This window comes from Ornithinicoccus hortensis (genome assembly GCF_006716185.1).
In the GTDB taxonomy this organism is placed as follows: domain Bacteria; phylum Actinomycetota; class Actinomycetes; order Actinomycetales; family Dermatophilaceae; genus Ornithinicoccus; species Ornithinicoccus hortensis.
Map to the genome: position 1 here is coordinate 84,905 of NZ_VFOP01000001.1, position 17,411 is coordinate 102,315.

At 71.5% G+C, this 17,411-nt stretch carries 20 protein-coding genes and 1 pseudogene; 12 read left to right on the plus strand and 9 right to left on the minus strand.

Annotated features, from left to right (window positions below; genetic code table 11):
- Positions 1-6: 6 nt before the first annotated feature.
- Positions 7-741, plus strand: a complete 735-nt coding sequence (locus tag FB467_RS00345) for a FadR/GntR family transcriptional regulator (protein ID WP_141783319.1) — start codon at positions 7-9, stop codon at positions 739-741.
- 29 nt (positions 742-770) lie between these two features.
- Here the strand turns inward: FB467_RS00345 and FB467_RS00350 are convergent, their stop codons facing one another.
- On the minus strand, positions 771-1,406 hold the full coding sequence (locus FB467_RS00350) for a transaldolase family protein (protein WP_141783320.1): 636 nt from the start codon (positions 1,404-1,406) through the stop codon (positions 771-773).
- Positions 1,407-1,428: 22 nt separating this feature from the next.
- Entirely contained in the window at positions 1,429-2,409 is a 981-nt protein-coding gene (locus FB467_RS00355; RefSeq protein ID WP_170230490.1) for a Gfo/Idh/MocA family protein, read from the minus strand.
- A 160-nt stretch (positions 2,410-2,569) separates the two neighbouring features.
- On the opposite strand from FB467_RS00355, the gene FB467_RS00360 reads away from it, so the two are divergent.
- Genes FB467_RS00360 through FB467_RS00370 form a run of 3 tightly spaced genes read left to right on the plus strand, consistent with a single transcriptional unit; the run spans position 2,570 to position 5,200 of the window.
- Positions 2,570-3,394 (plus strand): ribokinase, encoded by an 825-nt coding sequence (locus FB467_RS00360; RefSeq protein WP_141783322.1) that lies wholly within the window; start codon positions 2,570-2,572, stop codon positions 3,392-3,394.
- 5 nt (positions 3,395-3,399) lie between these two features.
- Entirely contained in the window at positions 3,400-4,266 is an 867-nt protein-coding gene (locus tag FB467_RS00365) for a sugar phosphate isomerase/epimerase family protein (protein ID WP_141783323.1), read from the plus strand.
- 55 nt (positions 4,267-4,321) lie between these two features.
- Positions 4,322-5,200 carry a helix-turn-helix domain-containing protein gene (locus tag FB467_RS00370; RefSeq protein WP_141783324.1) on the plus strand — a complete coding sequence of 293 codons (879 nt, stop codon included), beginning with the start codon at positions 4,322-4,324 and terminating at the stop codon, positions 5,198-5,200.
- A gap of 13 nt (positions 5,201-5,213) precedes the next feature.
- Here FB467_RS00370 and FB467_RS00375 read toward each other — a convergent pair whose 3' ends face one another.
- Positions 5,214-5,651, minus strand: coding sequence for a zinc-ribbon domain-containing protein (locus FB467_RS00375; RefSeq protein WP_170230492.1), 438 nt, complete (start codon positions 5,649-5,651; stop codon positions 5,214-5,216).
- Between the two features lie 763 nt (positions 5,652-6,414).
- A complete protein-coding gene (locus FB467_RS00380) occupies positions 6,415-6,891 on the minus strand; it encodes a DIP1984 family protein (RefSeq protein ID WP_141783326.1) in 477 nt (158 codons plus the stop codon).
- Positions 6,892-7,152: 261 nt separating this feature from the next.
- Here FB467_RS00380 and FB467_RS00385 point away from each other — a divergent pair, with 261 nt between their 5' ends.
- Together FB467_RS00385 and FB467_RS00390 are read left to right on the plus strand one after the other, a co-directional pair.
- A complete protein-coding gene (locus tag FB467_RS00385; protein ID WP_141783327.1) occupies positions 7,153-7,350 on the plus strand; it encodes a hypothetical protein in 198 nt (65 codons plus the stop codon).
- Between the two features lie 20 nt (positions 7,351-7,370).
- Positions 7,371-7,583 carry a hypothetical protein gene (locus tag FB467_RS00390; RefSeq protein WP_141783328.1) on the plus strand — a complete coding sequence of 71 codons (213 nt, stop codon included), beginning with the start codon at positions 7,371-7,373 and terminating at the stop codon, positions 7,581-7,583.
- 166 nt (positions 7,584-7,749) lie between these two features.
- On the opposite strand, the gene FB467_RS00395 is transcribed toward FB467_RS00390, so the two are convergent.
- The 3 genes from FB467_RS00395 to FB467_RS00405 all read right to left on the minus strand — a co-directional run bounded on the left by FB467_RS00395 (position 7,750) and on the right by FB467_RS00405 (position 10,523).
- Positions 7,750-8,790 (minus strand): substrate-binding domain-containing protein, encoded by a 1,041-nt coding sequence (locus FB467_RS00395; RefSeq protein ID WP_228393373.1) that lies wholly within the window; start codon positions 8,788-8,790, stop codon positions 7,750-7,752.
- Positions 8,787-10,139, minus strand: a complete 1,353-nt coding sequence (gene fucP / locus FB467_RS00400) for an L-fucose:H+ symporter permease (RefSeq protein ID WP_211350515.1) — start codon at positions 10,137-10,139, stop codon at positions 8,787-8,789. Before fucP ends, FB467_RS00395 begins: the two co-directional genes overlap by 4 nt.
- A gap of 198 nt (positions 10,140-10,337) precedes the next feature.
- A complete protein-coding gene (locus FB467_RS00405) occupies positions 10,338-10,523 on the minus strand; it encodes a hypothetical protein (protein ID WP_141783329.1) in 186 nt (61 codons plus the stop codon).
- Positions 10,524-10,601: 78 nt separating this feature from the next.
- Here FB467_RS00405 and FB467_RS00410 point away from each other — a divergent pair, with 78 nt between their 5' ends.
- Positions 10,602-11,546, plus strand: a complete 945-nt coding sequence (locus FB467_RS00410; protein ID WP_141783330.1) for a LysR substrate-binding domain-containing protein — start codon at positions 10,602-10,604, stop codon at positions 11,544-11,546.
- Here the strand turns inward: FB467_RS00410 and FB467_RS00415 are convergent.
- Positions 11,516-11,719, minus strand: a complete 204-nt coding sequence (locus FB467_RS00415) for a hypothetical protein (RefSeq protein WP_141783331.1) — start codon at positions 11,717-11,719, stop codon at positions 11,516-11,518. The two genes, FB467_RS00410 and FB467_RS00415, sit on opposite strands and share 31 nt — an antisense overlap.
- Before the next feature lie 154 nt (positions 11,720-11,873).
- Between FB467_RS00415 and FB467_RS00420 the strand changes: the two genes are divergently transcribed.
- Together FB467_RS00420 and FB467_RS00425 are read left to right on the plus strand one after the other, a co-directional pair.
- Positions 11,874-13,196: a VOC family protein gene (locus tag FB467_RS00420; protein WP_141783332.1), complete on the plus strand. Its 1,323-nt coding sequence runs from the start codon at positions 11,874-11,876 to the stop codon at positions 13,194-13,196.
- A 123-nt stretch (positions 13,197-13,319) separates the two neighbouring features.
- Entirely contained in the window at positions 13,320-13,994 is a 675-nt protein-coding gene (locus tag FB467_RS00425; protein ID WP_141783333.1) for a hypothetical protein, read from the plus strand.
- A 34-nt stretch (positions 13,995-14,028) separates the two neighbouring features.
- Here the strand turns inward: FB467_RS00425 and FB467_RS00430 are convergent, their stop codons facing one another.
- Complete coding sequence (locus FB467_RS00430) at positions 14,029-14,385, minus strand: hypothetical protein (protein ID WP_141783334.1); 357 nt, start codon at positions 14,383-14,385, stop codon at positions 14,029-14,031.
- 274 nt (positions 14,386-14,659) lie between these two features.
- On the opposite strand from FB467_RS00430, the pseudogene FB467_RS19225 reads away from it, so the two are divergent.
- From FB467_RS19225 to FB467_RS00440, 3 genes and pseudogenes are all read left to right on the plus strand, one after another.
- Positions 14,660-15,316 (plus strand): annotated as a pseudogene (locus FB467_RS19225) (amino acid permease); the annotation flags it as partial.
- A 112-nt stretch (positions 15,317-15,428) separates the two neighbouring features.
- A complete protein-coding gene (locus FB467_RS19230) occupies positions 15,429-16,046 on the plus strand; it encodes an amino acid permease (RefSeq protein WP_267128624.1) in 618 nt (205 codons plus the stop codon).
- Between the two features lie 22 nt (positions 16,047-16,068).
- Positions 16,069-17,307 carry an arginine deiminase gene (locus FB467_RS00440; protein WP_141783335.1) on the plus strand — a complete coding sequence of 413 codons (1,239 nt, stop codon included), beginning with the start codon at positions 16,069-16,071 and terminating at the stop codon, positions 17,305-17,307.
- The last annotated feature ends 104 nt before the right edge of the window (positions 17,308-17,411 follow it).

Below are 17,411 nucleotides of genomic sequence, written 5' to 3' on the forward strand. Positions count from 1 at the left end.
ACCGGCATGTCCCTGACCGACCAGGCGATCCTGAAGATCAAGGAGATGATCATCTCCGGCGAGCTGCGCCCCGGGGACCGTCTCCCACCCGAGCAGGGGCTCAGCGAGAAGCTCGGCCTGTCCCGCAGCTCGCTGCGCGAGGCCATCAAGGCGCTCACCATGTTCAAGGTGCTCGACGTGCGCCGCGGCGACGGCACCTATGTCACCAGCCTCAAGCCGTCGCTGCTCACGGACGCGATGGCGTTCGTCGTGGACCTGCACCAGGACAGCAGCGTCCTGGAGCTGATGGAGGCGCGCCGGGTGCTCGAGGCGGCCGCGGTGCGCCGGGCCGCCACCCGGATCACCGACGAGCAGGTCGCGGCGCTGTGGGAGGCCATCCCGTCCAGCGAGGGGCTGGGCGCGGAGGAGCTGGTCGAGGCCGACCTGACCTTCCACCGGTTGCTCGCGCAGGCGTCCGGCAACGACTACCTGGTGGGCATGCTGGACGGGTTGTCGGCAAGTACCGTCCGCGCCCGGATCTGGCGCGGCCTCACCGAGGACAACGCGGTCACCCGCACGATCGACGAGCACGGCGCCATCGTGCGCGCCCTCGAGCAGCACGACCCCGTCCTGGCCGAGGCCTGCCTGGTGGTGCACATCGGCGGGGTCGAGCAGTGGTTGCGGCACACCCTGACGACCGAGGAGCTGGCCGACCGGGCGGCCGCGGCCGCCGAGGAGGACCCCGAGGTCGACGAGGGGTAGGGCGGGTCCGGCAGGTCCGCGCCAGGGCCTCAGCCGGCGGCCGCCGCCTCGAACTCCTCGACCGCCGTCAGCGTCAGCTCATCCTCCAGCATCGCCCGGGCCACGGCCTCGCCCACCGTGAAGTCCGGCACGCCCACGGCGGCGAGCGCCGCGACGTCGTCGGCGGACCGCAGCGAGGCCGCCAGGATTCGGGTGGGCTCAGTGCCGATCGCCTGCTGCATCTGGGTCACGGCCGCCACGCCGGGGCGTCCGGCGTCGATCATCCGGCCGACATACGGCGCGACCCCCTGGATGCCGACGTCCCGGGCGAGCAGCGCCTGCACCGGGTGGTAGACCGCGGTGAGCAGCACCTGCCCCCCGTCCCGCACCAGCTCACCGGCCGCCCGGAACCCGGCCGCGGTCGCGGGGACCTTGACCACCAGCGGGCCGAGGTCGCGCAGCCCGGCGGCCGAGTCCAGCATCGCCTCGGTGGTCGTCCCCACGACCTGGGCGTAGAAGGTCCCGACGCCGAGGCCGGTCAGCCAGCGGTACAGCTCGGGCAGGTCGGACTGGCCGAGCCCGGCGCGGGACAGGATCGTCGGGTTGGTGGTCACGCCCTGGAACACGCCGGTCGCCCACAGCTCCTCGATGAGCGGGCGGTCGGCGGAGTCGATGTAGAAGGCCATGGCTGGGTCTCCTGGTCGTGGGTCAGCGGTCGGGACGGGCGGCGGCAGCCAGCCGGTCCAGGGTGCGGGTGGTGTATCTCGTCAGTCGCCAGTGCTCTTCGTCGCGCCTCCCGGCACGGACCAGTCGGGCGAAGGCTGCGGCCTGGGCGGCGTACTGGTCGCCCTCCGGGCGGAGCTCCCGGGTGCCCTCCTCGGTCTCCAGGACCAGGGCGCCGATGCCGTCGGTGCGGTCGGCCCGGAAAACGTCGGCGAGGGTGAGCGACCCGCGGGTGCCGATGATGGTCGCGGTCCCGCGGAACAGGCTGTCGAAGCTGGCGTCGAAGGTGGACAGGACGTCGCCGTAGCGCAGCACCCCGGCGAACCGGGTGTCCACCCCGCCCGGCTCGTCACGGACGGCCGACGCCGCGACCCCGTCGGGCTCGGCGCCGGTGAGCAGGCCGAACAGGTCGACCGGGTAGCAGCCGACGTCGAGCAGGCTGCCGCCCCCGAGCGCGGGGTCGAGCCGCAGGTCGCCGGCCCCCGCGACCCGGTCCAGCGTGAAGTGCAGGCGGGCCTCGAGCGCCACCAGGTCGCCCAGGGTCCCGTCGGCCAGCAGGTCGCGGACCACCCGGAGCTGCGGGTGGTGGCGGTACATGAACGCCTCCTCGACGACCACCCCGGCCTCCGCGGCGGCGGCCTCGACGGCGTCCAGCTCGGCGGGGCCGAGCACGATGGGCTTCTCGCAGAGCACATGCTTCCCGGCCCGCGCCGCCCGCTGGATCCACTCGGCGTGGTGGCCGTTCGGCAGCGCGATGTAGACCGACTCGACGTCCGGGTCGGCGAGCAGCGCCTCGTGGGAGTCGTGGGCGCGCGCGATAGCCAGCTCCTCGGCATACGGCCCCGCCTTGCCGCTGGCGCTGCTGACGGCGACGACCTCGCCCGCGTCCGCCCGGCGGATGGCCGGGATCACCTGCTCCCGGGCGATCCGGGCGGCCCCGATGATCCCCCACGCGGTCTGGCTCATGGCAGCGTCCTCTCCCGAGACCTCAGATGTCTGACCCAGCGTATCGGGCGGCACGGGCGCCGCTAAACGCTCAGAGGCCCCGCGGCATCGGCCTAAAGATCGGATAACCTGGCCGCACTTCGGGGCAGGGCTGCCCCGCCGACGTGAGGAGAGGACGGCCGTGGGCAGAGTCATCGTGTTCGGTTCGCTCAGCCAGGACCTTCACCTGCCGATGCAGCGCCACCCGCGCACCGGCGAGACGGTGATGTCGGGTGACATCGAGTACCGGTTCGGGGGGAAGGGCGCCAACCAGGCGGTCGCCGCGGCCCGTGCCGGGGTGGGCTCGGTCTTCGTCGGCAAGGTCGGGGACGACCCGCAGGGGCGGGAGTATGTCGAACGGCTGCGGATCTTCGGCGTGGACACCTCGCAGATGGAGATCGTGGAGGACGCGCCCACCGGGACGGCCATCATCTACAACGACAAGGACGGCGAGAACATGATCGTCGTCGCGCCGGGGGCGAACCACCGGATGGGGATGGCCGACCTCGACCGGCTCGACGACCTCACCGGTGAGGACGTCCTGCTGATGCCACTGGAGCTGCCGCTGGACGTCGTCGCGGCCGCGGCATGGCGCGGCCACGAGCGCGGCGCCCGGGTGATGCTGAACCTGGCCCCGTTCGCCGAGCTGCCCGCCGACGTGCTGGCGCTGTGCGACCCGGTGGTGGTGAACGAGCATGAGGCCGACCTCCTCGCGCAGGCGGGGCTGGAGGTGCCCGAGCTGCTGACCACGCTCGGCGCCGAGGGTGCCCGATGGGGCGACTTGACGGTGCCGGCGACCCCGGTCACCCCGGTGGACACGACCGGTGCCGGCGACGCCTTCTGCGGCACGCTCGCTGCAGCCCTGTGCCGCGGTGCGGACCGTGCCGCGGCGTTGGCCGAGGCTGCCGAGGCCGCCTCGGCCAACGTGCTGCACCACGGGGCGCAGCCGCCGCTGCCCGCGGAGTAGTCCTGATGAGGATCGGGTGCCACGGACTGGTGTGGACCGGGGATTACGACGCCGCCGGGATCAGGCGTGCGGTCGCACAGACCCGGGAGGCCGGCTTCGACCTGATCGAGTTCCCGCTGATGGACCCGGCGACCTTCGACGCCACGGCCGCCCGCGCGGCGCTCGACGAGCACGGGCTGGACGCCACCGGGAGCCTGGGGCTGAGCGCGCCGACCGACATCAGCAGCGAGGACCCGGCCCGGGTGCGCGCCGGTGAGGAGTTGCTCAATCGGGCCGTCGACGTGCTCGCCGAGCTTGGCGCGGAGCACCTGTGCGGCGTGATCTACAGCGCGATGCAGAAGTACCTGGAGCCGGCGACCGCTCGGGGTATCGCGAACAGCCAGGAGGTGATCGGCCGGGTCGCGGGCCGAGCGGCCGAGGCCGGCATCTCGGTCAGCGTCGAGGTGACCAACCGATACGAGTCCAACGTGCTCAACACCGCACGCCAGGCGCGGGAGTTCGTCGCCGGCCTCGAACCTTCGGTCGGGGTGCACCTGGACACGTACCACATGAACATCGAGGAGCCCAGCATGTTCGCCCCGGTCCTGGAGACCGCGGACCAGCTGCGCTACGTGCACATCGGCGAGAGCCACCGCGGCTACCTCGGCACCGGCAGCGTCGACTTTGCCGGGTTCTTCAAGGCGCTGCACCAGGTCGGCTACGACGGCCCGATCGTCTTCGAATCCTTCTCCTCCGCGGTCGTCTCCCCGACCCTGACCAGCGCCCTCGGCATCTGGCGCAACCTGTGGGAGGACGGTGCCGAGCTCGGCGCCCACGCCAACACCTTCATCCGCGGCCAGCTCGCCGCGAACGCCTCGCTGCGACACCACTGATCGCGGCGCCACCAGGCTGCCCCGGCCCGAGTTGGCGCAGGAGTCCTGGAGCAGGATGCTCAGCGAGAACCACCTCGCCTGGTCCCTGCGGGAGCTGTTCTGGGACGACACGGGCTTCTCCGCATCTGTCCAGCGGCGGGCGATCGGCGACCTGGTCCTGGTCGACTGCGCGTGCGACCCGTCCGTGGGTCGGCGCACACCGCGGGAACTCACCGAGACCGACGAGGGCTACCTCGTCCTGCTGATGACCCTGTCCGGCACGGAAGTGGTCGAGCAGGACGGCGTCCAGAGCCGGCTGGTGCCCGGGTCGGCGGTCGTCTGGGACTCCGAGTCGGAGGCGATGTTCGCCGTGGAGTCACCGCTGCGCAAGCGGTCGCTCATCATGCCGAAGTCCGCGCTGGCGGAGGTCGGGGTGCGGGGCCGGTTGCAGACGGGCCGGGTGCTCGACCACACCGCGCCGGCGATGCGCCTGCTCGCCGACTACCTGGAGGCGATGTCCCGCGGCATCGACGACCTCCCGGTCGGGGTGATCCCTTCGGTGCGCAACGCCACCATTGAGCTAGTCGCGGCGGCGCTGCAGGCGGCACCGGCGGGTCTGCACGACCCCTCCTCCATCCGGGCGCTGGCCCAAGACCACATCGACCGTCACCTGCGTGACCCGGGCCTGACCCCCACCTCGGTCGCGGCCGCGGTCCAGGTGTCGCTGCGCACCCTGCACCGCGCGTTCGCCGAGTCGGACCACACGGTGGCCGAGGTGATCCGCATCCGCCGGCTCGCCGCCGCCCGCGATGACCTGTTGGCCCGCTCCACCGTGGGCGCGGTCGCCCGACGCTGGCAGTTCAGCGACAACAGCCACTTCACCCGGGCCTTCAAGCGCCAGTTCGGGGTGACGCCCAGTGACCTGCAGCGCGCCGCGCTGACCGGGTCGGACTAGCGACCGGGGAGGGCTAGCGGCCGGGGAGGGCTCCCGGGATCGTCGGTGCCGACCACGGCCGGGCGCAGACCGGGCAGCCGCGCCCCGCATGTGTCCGGTCCCTGACCCGCTCCTTCCACTCGTGGTCGCGCCGGCACAGCCACCACACCCGTCGGGCCGAGTCGGCCGAGACATCGGAGGGGCGCAGCCAGCCGTTGAAGGTGGGGTGCCACTCCATCGCGGTCTCGGGGGCGACCTCGGTCAGCGACCTGGACCGGCGGCGCACCTGGAAGGAACGGGCGATCCGAGCGCACTCGGGGCAGCCGCCGTCCTCGGCGAGACGCTCACTCACGCTGGCCACCCAGGCGTGGCCACAGACCGCGCACCGCCAGGCGACCCGGTGCTGCGGGGCCACGGAGGACAGCGCCGGCTCACCGGTGTTGCGCTCCCAGTCCCACTCCTCGGCGAGCACCGCGGCGGCTCCTCGCCCTGGCGTGACAGACGGACTTTTGCGGTGCGGGAGCACCCCGACGGCATCCCACATTCCCAGCACTGGCACGGTGGGCTCGCCCCCTCCTGGAGAACCTGGTTGACGCTCTCAAGAGTATCACCATCTCCTAAAGTCTTGGCAAAGTTTCTTGGTTTGGGCGTCTGCTCATCGACTGTGCCGCAGCGGGATCGCACCGTGAGGAAGCCGTGGAGACTTTTGGGGGCTATAGGCCCCAGAAGTTTCCACACCGCGGTGCCGGCCGGCACAGTCGGGGCGGGGGTGCCCAGCGCAGCGACGTGCGCCCCGGCGCGCACCACCGAGGCGACGGAGTCGGCATACATGTCACCCGGGCGACCAGAAGCCTCCAGCCCGACCGAGCTCGGGGCGAGTGGGGAAACTTTCCGGGGTCATGGGCCCCAAAAGTTTCCCCACGAAGGCGCTGGCGAGGGCCGAGGCTCCGGAACCGCGGGCCCGTGTGCAGGGACCTGTCGTCATACGGCGCCGCCCGCCTGTCCCCGTGCGTGAGGTCCCCAGACCCAACCCTCACCCGAATCACGATCAGCACGCGGTAGTGCACTGTTCCTCATGCGTTGTCACGTGTACGCGGTGCGAGGCTGCCCGGTAACCGGTTATCGCTGCCCCTCGCGATCCTTTGACAGAGGAGTTGCTGGATTGGCCGCCAGCACGGCTCGCGCTCGCCTCGTGACCGGGCTACCGACTCACCACGGTCGTCCCTACCTGATCCTCAGTCGACCAACTCCGTCGCCCAGTTCGCCTCCTGCAGCCGGGTGTCCAGCTCCCGGTAGTCCCGGGCCAGCCGGTCGGCCTGCTGGCGCAACTCGGGCACCGGCAGGTCGGTCAGGTCCCGCAATTCGGACCGGAGTTGCCTCGCGCTCCAGCCGAACTCACCGTCACTACCGCTCGCGGCGTCCGCCAGCGCCACGGTCAGCTTGCGCTTGGCCGCGAGGGAATCGCGCCGCGCGATGGCGTCAGTGATGGTCAGCCCGGGCTCCAGCTCGGTGCTCGCATTCGTCCGGTTGATCCGGCGCACCAGCTGCTCGATCTCGTCCACGACGGCCAGGGCTTCGGTATGCAGTGCCGCCGGGTCCTCCGCGGGCGCCGACCCTTCCTGGTAGCGCGCACAGGCCACCGCGCGGGCCTGCACCTGCGCCAACCGCTTCTGGGCATCCGACCGCAGCGACAGCGCCTCCGCCAGCTTCATCCGTGTCCCCGCCTTCCCCGGCCGCGCGGCCGACGGACCAACCCTGTCGGGGATCCGGCGGCCGCGCAACAGGAATCCGACGACCGACACGTGGTGCCGAAACGCCTCGTCGACCAGGGGGCCCCAGCCCGGCCGGGCCCGGGCGGGCGTGGAAAATTTTCGGGGTCATAGGCCCCAAAAGTTTCCCCACGACGCGAGCTGACACGGCTCCCGACCCCCCTGTCCCGCTGCGGCACGGGCGCCCCGGCGTTACCGTCTGGCATGGACACGCGGGCGATCCCGGAGGGCCGGGCCCTCGACGCCCTGCGCCGGGCGCTCCGCTCCCGGCGGGGAAAGGCGCACACCTGGCTCGCCGTCGTCATCACGGTGCTCGCCCTCCTCCAGTTCGGTGCCATGGGCTACGAGGGCGCGGCGTCACGATCACCCGCTTCGTCGGAACTCTCGTCTCCGTCGGGCTGACCGCGGCCTTCTGGGTCTGGGTGCTCCGCAACCCCATCGACCTGCCCGCCGAGCTGGACCTGGACGAGTTGCTCCGGGTCGATGGCTTGCAGCCCGCCGAGGTCACCGCCCTGCGCAGCAAGCGGATCACCGTCCGCCTCCCCGACGGCGTCGAACTGGTCTGGGCCCTACGTCGCCTCAGCGTGCCCCTCGGAGCGGGCGACCCGGTGTGGCTGACCCCAACGGCCTCCTGAGGCAGCTATATCGTCGCGGTCGCTCCCCCGTCACAGGAGTCCGGTGAGCCGGTCGTCCTCTGGCCGGCCGAGGCCGCCTGGACCCGCGGGCCCTGGGACTGAGCGCGTCCGCGGCGCCGGAAGTCGGTCGACCTCGAGGTCGTCCCGGCTCGGACCGGACCGGCCGTCAGTCCCCCCAGCAGTTGCGCACGCCGAACGCGACGTCGCGGGACTCCACGCCGGGAGCCGGCGACCCGGTGATCAGCACGGCACCGGTGTCCAGGAACCCGCTGGGGGCCGGCCCGCCGCGGGCGTGCTCGGCGAGCGCGGTCACCCCCTCGCGGGCCATGTTCTCGGGGTACTGCTGCACCGTGGCGTCGATGTCGCCCGGTCGGACCGCGTCCTTGATCGCCTCGCAGCCGCCGTCGATGGTCACCAGCACCACCTGTCCGAGGTCGACGTCGGCATCCTGCAGGGCCGCGACGGCGCCGAGGGCAGCGGGTTCGTTCACGGCATACACGACGTTGATGTCCGGGTGTTCGGCGAGGAGGTCACCCATCACCTGCTCGCCCAGGTCGCGGTCGCCCTCGGTGTCCCCGGCGCCCACCACCTGCGGGTCGTCGGCCCCGATCCCGAAGCCGTCCAGGAACCCGGCCTCCCGTTGCAGCCCCGAGGCGCCGCCGGGGGTCAGGTTGAGCAGCGCGATCCGGGGCTCCAGGCCGAACTCCTGCGCCTTCGCGGCGGCGTACTCCCCCGCCAGCCGCCCGGCCTCCTCGTTGTCGGTGGCGAACAACGCGTCGACCGCATCCTCGGGCTCGGTCGGGGTGTCCACGGCGATGACGGTGACGCCGGCCGCGCGGGCCTCCTCGATCGCGGGCACCACCGCCTCAGAGTCGGTGGGCGCGATGAGTATGCCGTCGGCTCCCTCCTCGGTCATCCTCGCCAGGGCCTCGACCTGGCTCTCCACGTCGGCGTCACCCGAGCCGGTCGCGGTCAGCAGCCGCACGTTCTCGTCCCCGGCGACGGTCTCGGCGACCTCGCGCATGGTCACCCAGTAGGGGTTCTCCTCCTGCTTGGTGATCAGGCCGACCGTGACGTCGGGGTCCTGTCCCCCGCAGCCGGCGAGCAGCACGGCTGCACCGACGGCACCGGCGACCAGGGCGCGGTGGACGCGGGACCGGCTCCTCGGCATACGGGTTGTCCCGGAGCCAGCGGCGTGGGCGGTCATCCGGACACCTCCTCGGTCTCCGCCGGGACGCCGGGTAACACCGGCCGGGTCCTCAGCTCGAACACGGCGTAACCGGCGACGAAAGCGAGGCAGGCCGCGGGCACCACGTAACCGAAGGCGGTGCTGCCCACCGAGTCCATCACCGCGCCCTGCACCAACGGCAGGATCGCCCCACCCAAGATGGCCATCACCAGGCCCGCCGCGCCGAACTTGGCGTCCTCACCGAGACCCTCCAGGGCGAGCCCGTAGATGGTGGGGAACATCAGCGACAATCCTGCCGAGATCGCCACGACCGCAATCAAGCCCACGATGTTGAGGACGAACATCGCCATCAGGCAGCAGATCACGCCGAACGTGGCCATGATGAGCAGCAGCTTCGCCGGGCGGAAGATCCCCAGGAGGTAGACCATGGCGAACCGGGCCACCAGGAAGACGATGAGGCTGGCCTGCAGGTACATCCCTGACTGGCCCGAGGACACTCCGACGACGTCGAGGGCGTAGATGACGGTGAAGGTCCAGACACAGGTCTGCGCCGCGACGTTGAAGAACTGGGCGATGACGCCGTAGCGATAGCGGCGGTTGCGCCACAGCCGACCGGCGACGCCACCGGAGGCGGACCGGTCCAGCCGGGCCTCGGCCTGCTGCTCGGCCGGGAGCTCGGGGATCTTGCGGAACGCCAGGGCCAGCCACAGGATCACCAGGACCGCCGCGATCCCCAGGTAGGGCCGCAACACCAGTAACAGGTCGGTCTCCTGGCTTGCCCGCAGTTCCTCGGCGGTCATGATCGTCTTGGCCGCCTCGGAGGTCAGCCCGGGAAGGATCAGGACGGCGCCGAGCAGCACCCCGATGTTGGCGCCGACCGGGTTGAAGGCTTGGGCCAGGTTGAGCCGCCGGGTGGCGGTCGCCTCATCGCCCATCGCGATGACGAGGGGATTGGCCGAGGTCTCCAGGATGGACAGGCCGGCCGCAAGCACGAACAGGGCGACCAGGAATGCCTCGTAGACCAGCATCTGGCTAGCAGGGAAGAACAGGATGCCACCGGCGGCAGCCAGGCCGAGGCCGGTGAGCATGCCGGCCTTGTAGCCGAACCGGCTGTTGATGAAGGCTGCCGGGACTGCCAGCAGGAAGTAGGCGCCGTAGTAGGCCGACTGCACGAGGGACGACTGCAGATTCGACATGTCGAAGATGCTGCGGAACACGCCGACCAGGATGTCGGTGAGGTTGGCTGCGATACCCCACGCCGCGAAGCACGCGACCACCAAGATGAACGGGACGAGCAGGTGCGGCTCGACCAGCCGGGCCCGGGTCCCCCCGGACTCCTCGGGCGGCGCGTTCGTGGTCGCGGTCACCGCTGGGCCCCCAGACGTCGTCGTCAGTTGCGTGTCAGTGGAGCGACTGTAGCGCTCGATGGCGCGCTTGTCTGCTGCTGGCGGGGGCTGCAGGATTATCGGGTTACCCCGAAACCTGGCGCTATCGACCGGGAAGCTTCTGCTACGAAGCGCAGGATTACCGGGTGACCCGATAATCCTGCACGGGGTGCCGACCGCTCAGCGGGTGCCGGTGCGCGAGGGCAGCACGGTCAGGGCGACGCCGCGGGAGGCGGGGTAGGCGGCGAACTCGCGGGCGACCCGGCGGCGCTCGGCACGCTCGGGGTTGCCCTGGCGGACGGCCTCGACGCGACGGGCAAGGGCGCCGAGGACCGGCAGGGTGGGGGTCAGGGTGCGCGTCGTCATGCATCTAGTGTGGGGCCACCAGGGATCATGCGTCCAATGACTGGAATGCAAGGCACACATGCGTCACAATCATGTGTCATGGAGACACGGGATCTACGCTGGTTCCAGCAGGTGGCCGACGGCAGCACCGTCACCGAGTTGAGCGACCTGGAGGGTACGACCCAGCCGGGCATCTCTCGCGCCCTGGCTCGGCTGGACCGAGAGGTCGGCACGCCGCTGCTGCACCGGTCCGGCCGCACGCTGCGGATGACCCACGCGGGCGCCGCGTTCAAGCGGCACGTCGACGCGCTGCTGCACGAGCTCGACGACGGGCTCGCCGCGGTCCACCAGCTGGTCGACCCCGAGACCGGCACGGTCACCCTGGCCTTCCACCCCTCGCTCGGGACCTGGCTGGTGCCCGACCTGGTCAGCAGCTTCCGGGCCGACCACCCCGACGTCCGGTTCCAGCTGCTCCCCCGCTCGGACGCCACCATCGCCACTGTCGGGACCCGCAGCGGGGTCGACATGGAGCTGTCCACCGTGCGCCCGCACACCGGGGACGCCGAGTGGCGGGGCCTGCTGGAGGAACCGCTCGTGCTCGCGGTCCCGGCCGGTCACCGACTGGCCCGGGCCACGCAGGCCGACGGACCGATCGACCTGGCCGAGGCCGCCGACGAACCCTTCGTGCTGCTCCACCCGGGCTCCCTGCTGCGCCAGACCACCCTGGACCTGTGCACACGGGCCGGCTTCACGGCATACCCGGCGTTCGAGTGCGAGGACCTGGCGACCGTGCGGGCCTTCGTCGCGGCGGGGCTCGGCGTGGCCGTGGTGCCGCGACCGGCTCCGTATGCCGAGCCGCCCGGGGGGCCGGTCCGGCACCTGCCGCTGGGCGACCGGTTCGCGGTGCGCGAGGTCGGGTTGGCGTGGTCTCCGGAGCGGCGGATGCTGCCTGCGGCGCGACTGTTCCACGAGCACATGCTCGCGCGGGCGGCGGCCGGCTCCCTGACCTCGGGCTACTGGGCGGAGACCCGCGAGAGGTCGTAGTCCATCCCGTAGTCCTGCCACGAGGGGGTCAGCTCCACCACCGGGATGCCCGCCTGCTCGGGCACGAGATCGAAGACCTGGGCTCCGATGCAGAGCACCAGGGCAGCCACCACGACCAGCCAGGACAACGTCAACCCCAGGACGTCACCGGGCTCCCTCCCGGACCGAACCACCTGCGCCGTTCGGATCGCGCTCTCGTACGCAACCACAAACGTCCCCTTCCTACGCCTGGAGCCACGAGGTGTCTTCGCACAAGTTGAAGTTCGAATCGTAGCAGCGTCGCGGACTCCGGTGGCGACCAGTCGAGCCCGGTGGCACGCTGACCGGATGACCGATACGGAGACCCTGACCGCCCGCCAGTTCCAGGAGTCCGGGGGCACCGGCGACTGGCGCGTGCTGGGGGCCGGCGCGAGCGCCTGGTTCGGCGCCCCGTCGCACGCCGCCGGCGCCGCGTTGGTCCGCCGGATCACGGAGGCGGCAGACACCCCGGAGGCGCGCGAGGGGGCGGTCCCGGACATCGACCTGCGCCAGAGCGGCGTGCGCGTCGACCTCCCGCGGCACGGGTTCGGCGCCCCGGATGTCGCCTTGGCCGAGCAGATCTCGGCGGCGGCCCGCGAGCTGGGGCTGACCTCCGATCCCGCCGCCGTCCAGGACCTCCAGCTGGCCTTCGACGTGCTGGACCAGGCGGCGGTGCAGCCGTTCTGGGAGGCGGCCCTGGCATACGAACCGGTCGGCGAGGAGGACATCGTCGACCCGCTGCGCCGGCACCCCCCGATCTGGTTCCAGGACCAGGACGCGCCGCGGCCGCTGCGCAACCGGGTCCACCTGGATGTGGTCACGCCCCAGCCGGTGGCGGAGCGGGCCGTCCGGGCGGTGCGCGACCTCGGGGCGCGGTCGGTCGCCGACCACGACTACTACGCGACGGTGGCGGATGCCGAGGGCAACGAGGCGGACCTGCTCCCGCTGCCGGAGGGCGCCGACCGGTGGGAGGGCGCCGAGGTCGAGGACTGGCGGCTGGTCTTCTCCGCGATGGCCAGCTATCCGGTGGGCTCGGCGGAGCAGGCCGCCGGCCTCGTCGAGGCGGTCGCCGCCCTGGCCGACGAGGCCGGGCTGCCGCTCGGGATCGACCTGCGCCCGGGCGTGGTCACGCTCGACTCCGGCAAGGACGCGTGGGAGCAGGACGACGGCTACCGGGCGCTCGCCGGTCGGGTGCAGGCGGCGGCCCGCGGGCTGGGTCTGACCGCCGACGTCGGGGCGCCCCGGTTCGTCCAGGTCGGCATCGACGCGGTCGACATCCCGGCGGTGCGTGCGTTCTGGGCCGCCGTGCTCGGCTACGAACCCGACCCCCGGGAGGGCGTCACCGACCTGGTCGACCCGCGACGGCTCAACACCGTGGTGTTCTTCCAGCCGATGGAGGAGTCGGAGACCGAGCGGCGGGCGCAGCGCAACCGGATCCACGTCGACCTGTTCGTGCCCGACGACCAGGCGCAGGCCCGGATCGAGGCCGGCCTGGCGGCGGGTGGTCGCCTGGCCTACGACGGCAACGCGCCGTTCGGGTGGACTCTGGCCGACCCCGAGGGCAACGAGGTCGACATCGCCGTGGCCGTCGGGCGGGAGGAGGCCTGGCGGGCAGCGCGCGGCGAGGCCTGAGGCACAACGCGCGCGACTGTACGCGTTGTGCACGCGATCGCGACGAAAACCGTGCACAACGCGTCCGGTCGGCGCACTCCGTATGCCGTACACGGCATACGGCGCGGATATCCTCGGCTGCTGATGGGTCAAGGACGGGCCGGCCGGTTCGAGCGCAGGGAGGACATCGCGATGGCACGTGGGCAGGCCACGGAATACGGGCCCGTCCTCTGGAGGGCCAGGGCCGGGCTGGACAGGTCTGGCATGTGGGGGCTGGTGGCCGTCGTGTTCGGCTGCCTGCTCGCCGTGCCCTACCAGGTCGTCCGGCAGCCGGACGCGGAGCTCGGCCAGCGGGTGCTCGTCATCGGGCTCACCTACCTGATCGTCGGGGCCGTCATCGTGACGGTCCTGGGCATCCTGAACGCGACCTTCCAGGTCACGCCGACGCACGTCGTCAAGCGGCGGGTGCTGAGGCCGGCGATCGTCGTGCCGCGGCAGCAGATCGCCGAGGCGGTCCTGACCCCCCACTATGCGGTCTTCGGGAACCACCGACCCCGGGCCATCCTGGTGGACCGTGATACTGCGCCGCTCCTGACCTCGGCGCCGCTGCGCGAGATGGCCGACCTCGAGGGTTTGGCCCAGGCGGCACCGTCCGTGACGCGGGTGCCGGTGCTCACGGCCCGGGAGGCGACGCAGCGCTGGCCGCGGATGCTGCCCTGGTCGCACCGCAACCCCGCAGCGGGTGTCGCACTTGGCTTCGGAGTGGTCGTGCTGTGCGCGGCCGTCGCGGCGGTCCTGGTCGCCTGGCTGGTGCCCTGACGCACGGGGATCTGCGCAGCCAGCGCATCGGGTCCTATTCGTGCACGAGCAAGCGCTGCAGGCCGGGTCCGCTCACGTGCAGGGCAGCGGCCCCAGGTGAGATCTCGAAAGCCTCCGACAACTCGAATGCCCCGACCCGGCGCAGCCTCTCGGCGGTGGCCGTCAACTCGCCCACCTGGATGCCGAATGCCGCGTCCTCGGTCATAAGAACAGGGACCCGCTGCACGAAGATCGGCACGGCGCCTTCGAACTCCACCCACTCCTGGTCGGTGTAGTCCTCGGACGGGCTGACCGGCTCCAGCCCCAACCCCGTCGAGAAGAGGGCGACTGCCAACGAGGTGTCGGTGGTCTGGAAGAAGACCGAGCCCACTCGCGCGTCTCCGGTACTCATCCGTGACTCCCCATCCGCAACGGACCGAGGCTGATCGGCCGGTCCTGTGTCCCGTCTACGTCGTAGCCAAGCAGATCCTTGGGACAGGGACGAATCGGGCAGTGCCACAGGACCGACCGGTCTGAAACTCTTGCGCAACGACAGCAAGCTGCGGTATGCCTAGCCGTGAGGCGGACGGCTCGTCCGCCCGGCCGAAGGATGCTGCATGGCTTCTGAGAGCCAGCGGTCCACCACCCTGACGGTGCCAGCCCTCACCGCCATGGTCGTCGGATCGATGGTCGGTGCCGGCGTCTTCCAGCTGCCGGCACGGTTCGCCGGCGAGACGGGCGTCTACGGCGCGCTCATCGCCTGGGGCATCGCCGGGTCGGGCATGCTGATGCTGGCCTTCGTCTTCCAGAACCTCGCGGTCCGCAGGCCGGACATCGACAACGGGGTCTACGCCTACGCGCGCGCCGGGTTCGGTATCTATCCCGGTTTCCTCTCCGCCATCGGTTTCTGGGCGTCGGCCTGCGCGGGCAACGCCTTCTACTGGGTCCTGATCATGTCGACCCTGTCCCAGCTGTTCCCCGACCTGGAGCCGCTGCTCGGCACGGGCGACACCTGGGTCGCCTTCCTGGTGTCCGCGGCCGCGGTCTGGGGCTTCTTCCTGCTGATCCGGCGCGGTGTCCAGGAGGCCGCGGCGATCAACGCCGTGGTCACGGTGGCCAAGATCGTGCCCCTGGCGCTCTTCGTGGTGCTGGCGGTCTTCTTCTTCGACGCGGGGACGTTCGCCGACAACCTGACCGGTGGCTACGACCTGCCCGGTGGTGAGTCGCTGTTCCAGCAGGTCCAGGGCACCCTGCTGGTCACCGTCTTCGTCTTCCTCGGGATCGAGGGCGCCAGCGTCTACTCGCGCTACGCCAAGCGCCGCAAGGACGTCGGCCGGGCCACCGTCCTGGGCTTCCTGTCGGTGCTCGCCCTGTTCGCCTCGATCTCGATCCTGTCCTTCGGACATCCTGCCCAAGGGCGAGATCGCCACCCTCCAGCAGCCGTCGGTCGGGGGCGTGCTCGAGGCCGCCGTCGGGCCCTGGGGCGGGGCGTTCATCCGGGTCGGCCTCATCGTCTCGGTGCTGGGCGCCTACCTGGCCTGGCAGCTGCTGGCCGCCGACGTGGTCTATGCCGCGGCCAAGGACCGCGACCTCCCCGAGCGGATGGCCCGGCTGAACCGGCACGAGGTCCCGGAGAACGCGGTGCTGTGGACCTCGATCTTCGTCACCGCCATCCTGTTCGCCGTCCAGTTCGTCAGCGAGGCGCTCGACTTCACCCTGGACCTGACGGCGGCCCTCGCCCTCGCGCCGTTCGCCCTGGCCAGCGGGTATGCCGTGAAGGTGGCACTCGCGCGGCAGGGCTACCAGGACGCCGCGCCCCGCGAGCGGACCAAGGAGCTGGTCGTGGCGGTGCTCTCCACCGGCTACACCCTGTTCCTGATCTGGGCGGCGGGCTACACCTTCCTGTTCCTGGCCTGCATCCTGCTCGCCCCCGCGACGATCCTCTACGTCATGGCCCGGCGGGAGCAGCGGGCCCCGACGTTCACCCGCGCGGGCCTGGTGACCTTCTGCACCATCGTCGTCTTCGCCGTCGTCGGGCTCGTCCTGCTGGCGACCGGCGCCGTCCAGATCTAGCCCCCCCGAGGAAGGAAGCTCGATGACCGCCCACCCCTACGGTGTCCACTCCGAGGTCGGCAAGCTCCGCAAGGTGCTGGTCTGCCGACCCGGGCTGAGCCATGAGCGGCTCACCCCCAGCAACAACGACGAGCTGCTCTTCGACGACGTGCTCTGGGTGGAGAGCGCGCAGCGCGACCACCAGGACTTCGTGGACAACCTGCGCGACCGCGGGGTCGAGGTCGTCGAGCTGCACGAGCTGCTCGCCGAGACGCTCGCCGTGCCGGGCGCCCGGGAGTGGTTGCTGGACCGCAAGCTCACCGTGCACGACGTCGGGTTGGGGCTGGTGGACGACACCCGGGCCTTCCTGGACACCCTCGACAACGCGACGCTCACGGCATACCTGATCGGTGGCCTGTCGACCCGGGAGATCCCCGAGGAGTTCCGCTCCGACTACCTGGCGCTCGTCCGGTCCTCCGAGGGCGTGGCCGAGTACCTGATGCCGCCCCTGCCGAACACCATCTACACCCGCGACACCACGTGCTGGATCTACGGCGGGCTGACGCTGAACCCGCTGTACTGGCCGGCGCGGCACGACGAGACGCTGCTGATGAAGGCGATCTACGAGCACCACCCCGACTTCACCGGCAGCACGGTCTGGTGGGGCGACCCGGAGCAGGACTGGGGGCAGGCGACCTTCGAGGGCGGGGACGTGATGCCGATCGGCAACGGGGCGGTGCTGATCGGGATGAGCGAGCGCACCTCGCGCCAGGCGATCACCCAGGTCGCCGCGAAACTGTTCGAGGCGGAGGCTGCCACGCGGGTCGTGGTCGCCGGCATGCCCAGGCTGCGCGCCGCGATGCACCTGGACACGGTCTTCACCTTCGCCGACCGTGACGTGGTCACCTACTACCCCGACATCGTCGACGGGATCAAGACCGTCTCGCTGCGTCCCGCGGACAACGGCGGGCTCGAGGTGACCGAGGAGTCCGCCCCCTTCATCGACGTGGTCGCCGATGCCCTCGGCCTGCCGGCCCTGCGGGCGGTTGAGCCGGGCGGAGGCTGGTATGCCGGGGAGCGGCAGCAGTGGGACAGCGGCAACAACGCGGTGGCGGTCGAGCCCGGGGTGGTCTTCACCTACGACCGCAACACCTACACCAACTCCCTGCTCCGGGAGGCCGGCATCGAGGTCATCCCGATCCGGGGTGCCGAGCTCGGCCGGGGCCGCGGCGGCGGGCACTGCATGACCTGCCCGATCTCCCGGGACCCGGTCGACTACTGAGGGTGCGCCCTCCCGACCGGACGCGTGAGCGGGCGGCGTTTCGACCCCACCAGACGTCCGAGCGGGCGGCGTTTCCACCCCACCAGACGTCCGAGCGGGCGGCG

Excerpts from the sequence above, each read along its gene's own strand:
- FB467_RS00430 (WP_141783334.1), bottom strand. The coding sequence starts at position 14,385 with ATGAGTACCGGAGACGCGCGAGTGGGCTCGGTCTTCTTCCAGACCACC.
- FB467_RS00420 (WP_141783332.1), top strand. The coding sequence starts at position 11,874 with ATGACCGATACGGAGACCCTGACCGCCCGCCAGTTCCAGGAGTCCGGG.
- FB467_RS00385 (WP_141783327.1), top strand. The coding sequence starts at position 7,153 with ATGGACACGCGGGCGATCCCGGAGGGCCGGGCCCTCGACGCCCTGCGC.
- FB467_RS00370 (WP_141783324.1), top strand. The coding sequence starts at position 4,322 with ATGCTCAGCGAGAACCACCTCGCCTGGTCCCTGCGGGAGCTGTTCTGG.
- FB467_RS00395 (WP_228393373.1), bottom strand. The coding sequence starts at position 8,790 with ATGACCGCCCACGCCGCTGGCTCCGGGACAACCCGTATGCCGAGGAGC.
- FB467_RS00365 (WP_141783323.1), top strand. The coding sequence starts at position 3,400 with ATGAGGATCGGGTGCCACGGACTGGTGTGGACCGGGGATTACGACGCC.
- FB467_RS00350 (WP_141783320.1), bottom strand. The coding sequence starts at position 1,406 with ATGGCCTTCTACATCGACTCCGCCGACCGCCCGCTCATCGAGGAGCTG.
- FB467_RS00380 (WP_141783326.1), bottom strand. The coding sequence starts at position 6,891 with ATGAAGCTGGCGGAGGCGCTGTCGCTGCGGTCGGATGCCCAGAAGCGG.
- FB467_RS00355 (WP_170230490.1), bottom strand. The coding sequence starts at position 2,409 with ATGAGCCAGACCGCGTGGGGGATCATCGGGGCCGCCCGGATCGCCCGG.
- FB467_RS00410 (WP_141783330.1), top strand. The coding sequence starts at position 10,602 with ATGGAGACACGGGATCTACGCTGGTTCCAGCAGGTGGCCGACGGCAGC.
- FB467_RS00440 (WP_141783335.1), top strand. The coding sequence starts at position 16,069 with ATGACCGCCCACCCCTACGGTGTCCACTCCGAGGTCGGCAAGCTCCGC.
- FB467_RS00425 (WP_141783333.1), top strand. The coding sequence starts at position 13,320 with ATGGGTCAAGGACGGGCCGGCCGGTTCGAGCGCAGGGAGGACATCGCG.
- FB467_RS00345 (WP_141783319.1), top strand. The coding sequence starts at position 7 with ATGTCCCTGACCGACCAGGCGATCCTGAAGATCAAGGAGATGATCATC.
- FB467_RS00405 (WP_141783329.1), bottom strand. The coding sequence starts at position 10,523 with ATGACGACGCGCACCCTGACCCCCACCCTGCCGGTCCTCGGCGCCCTT.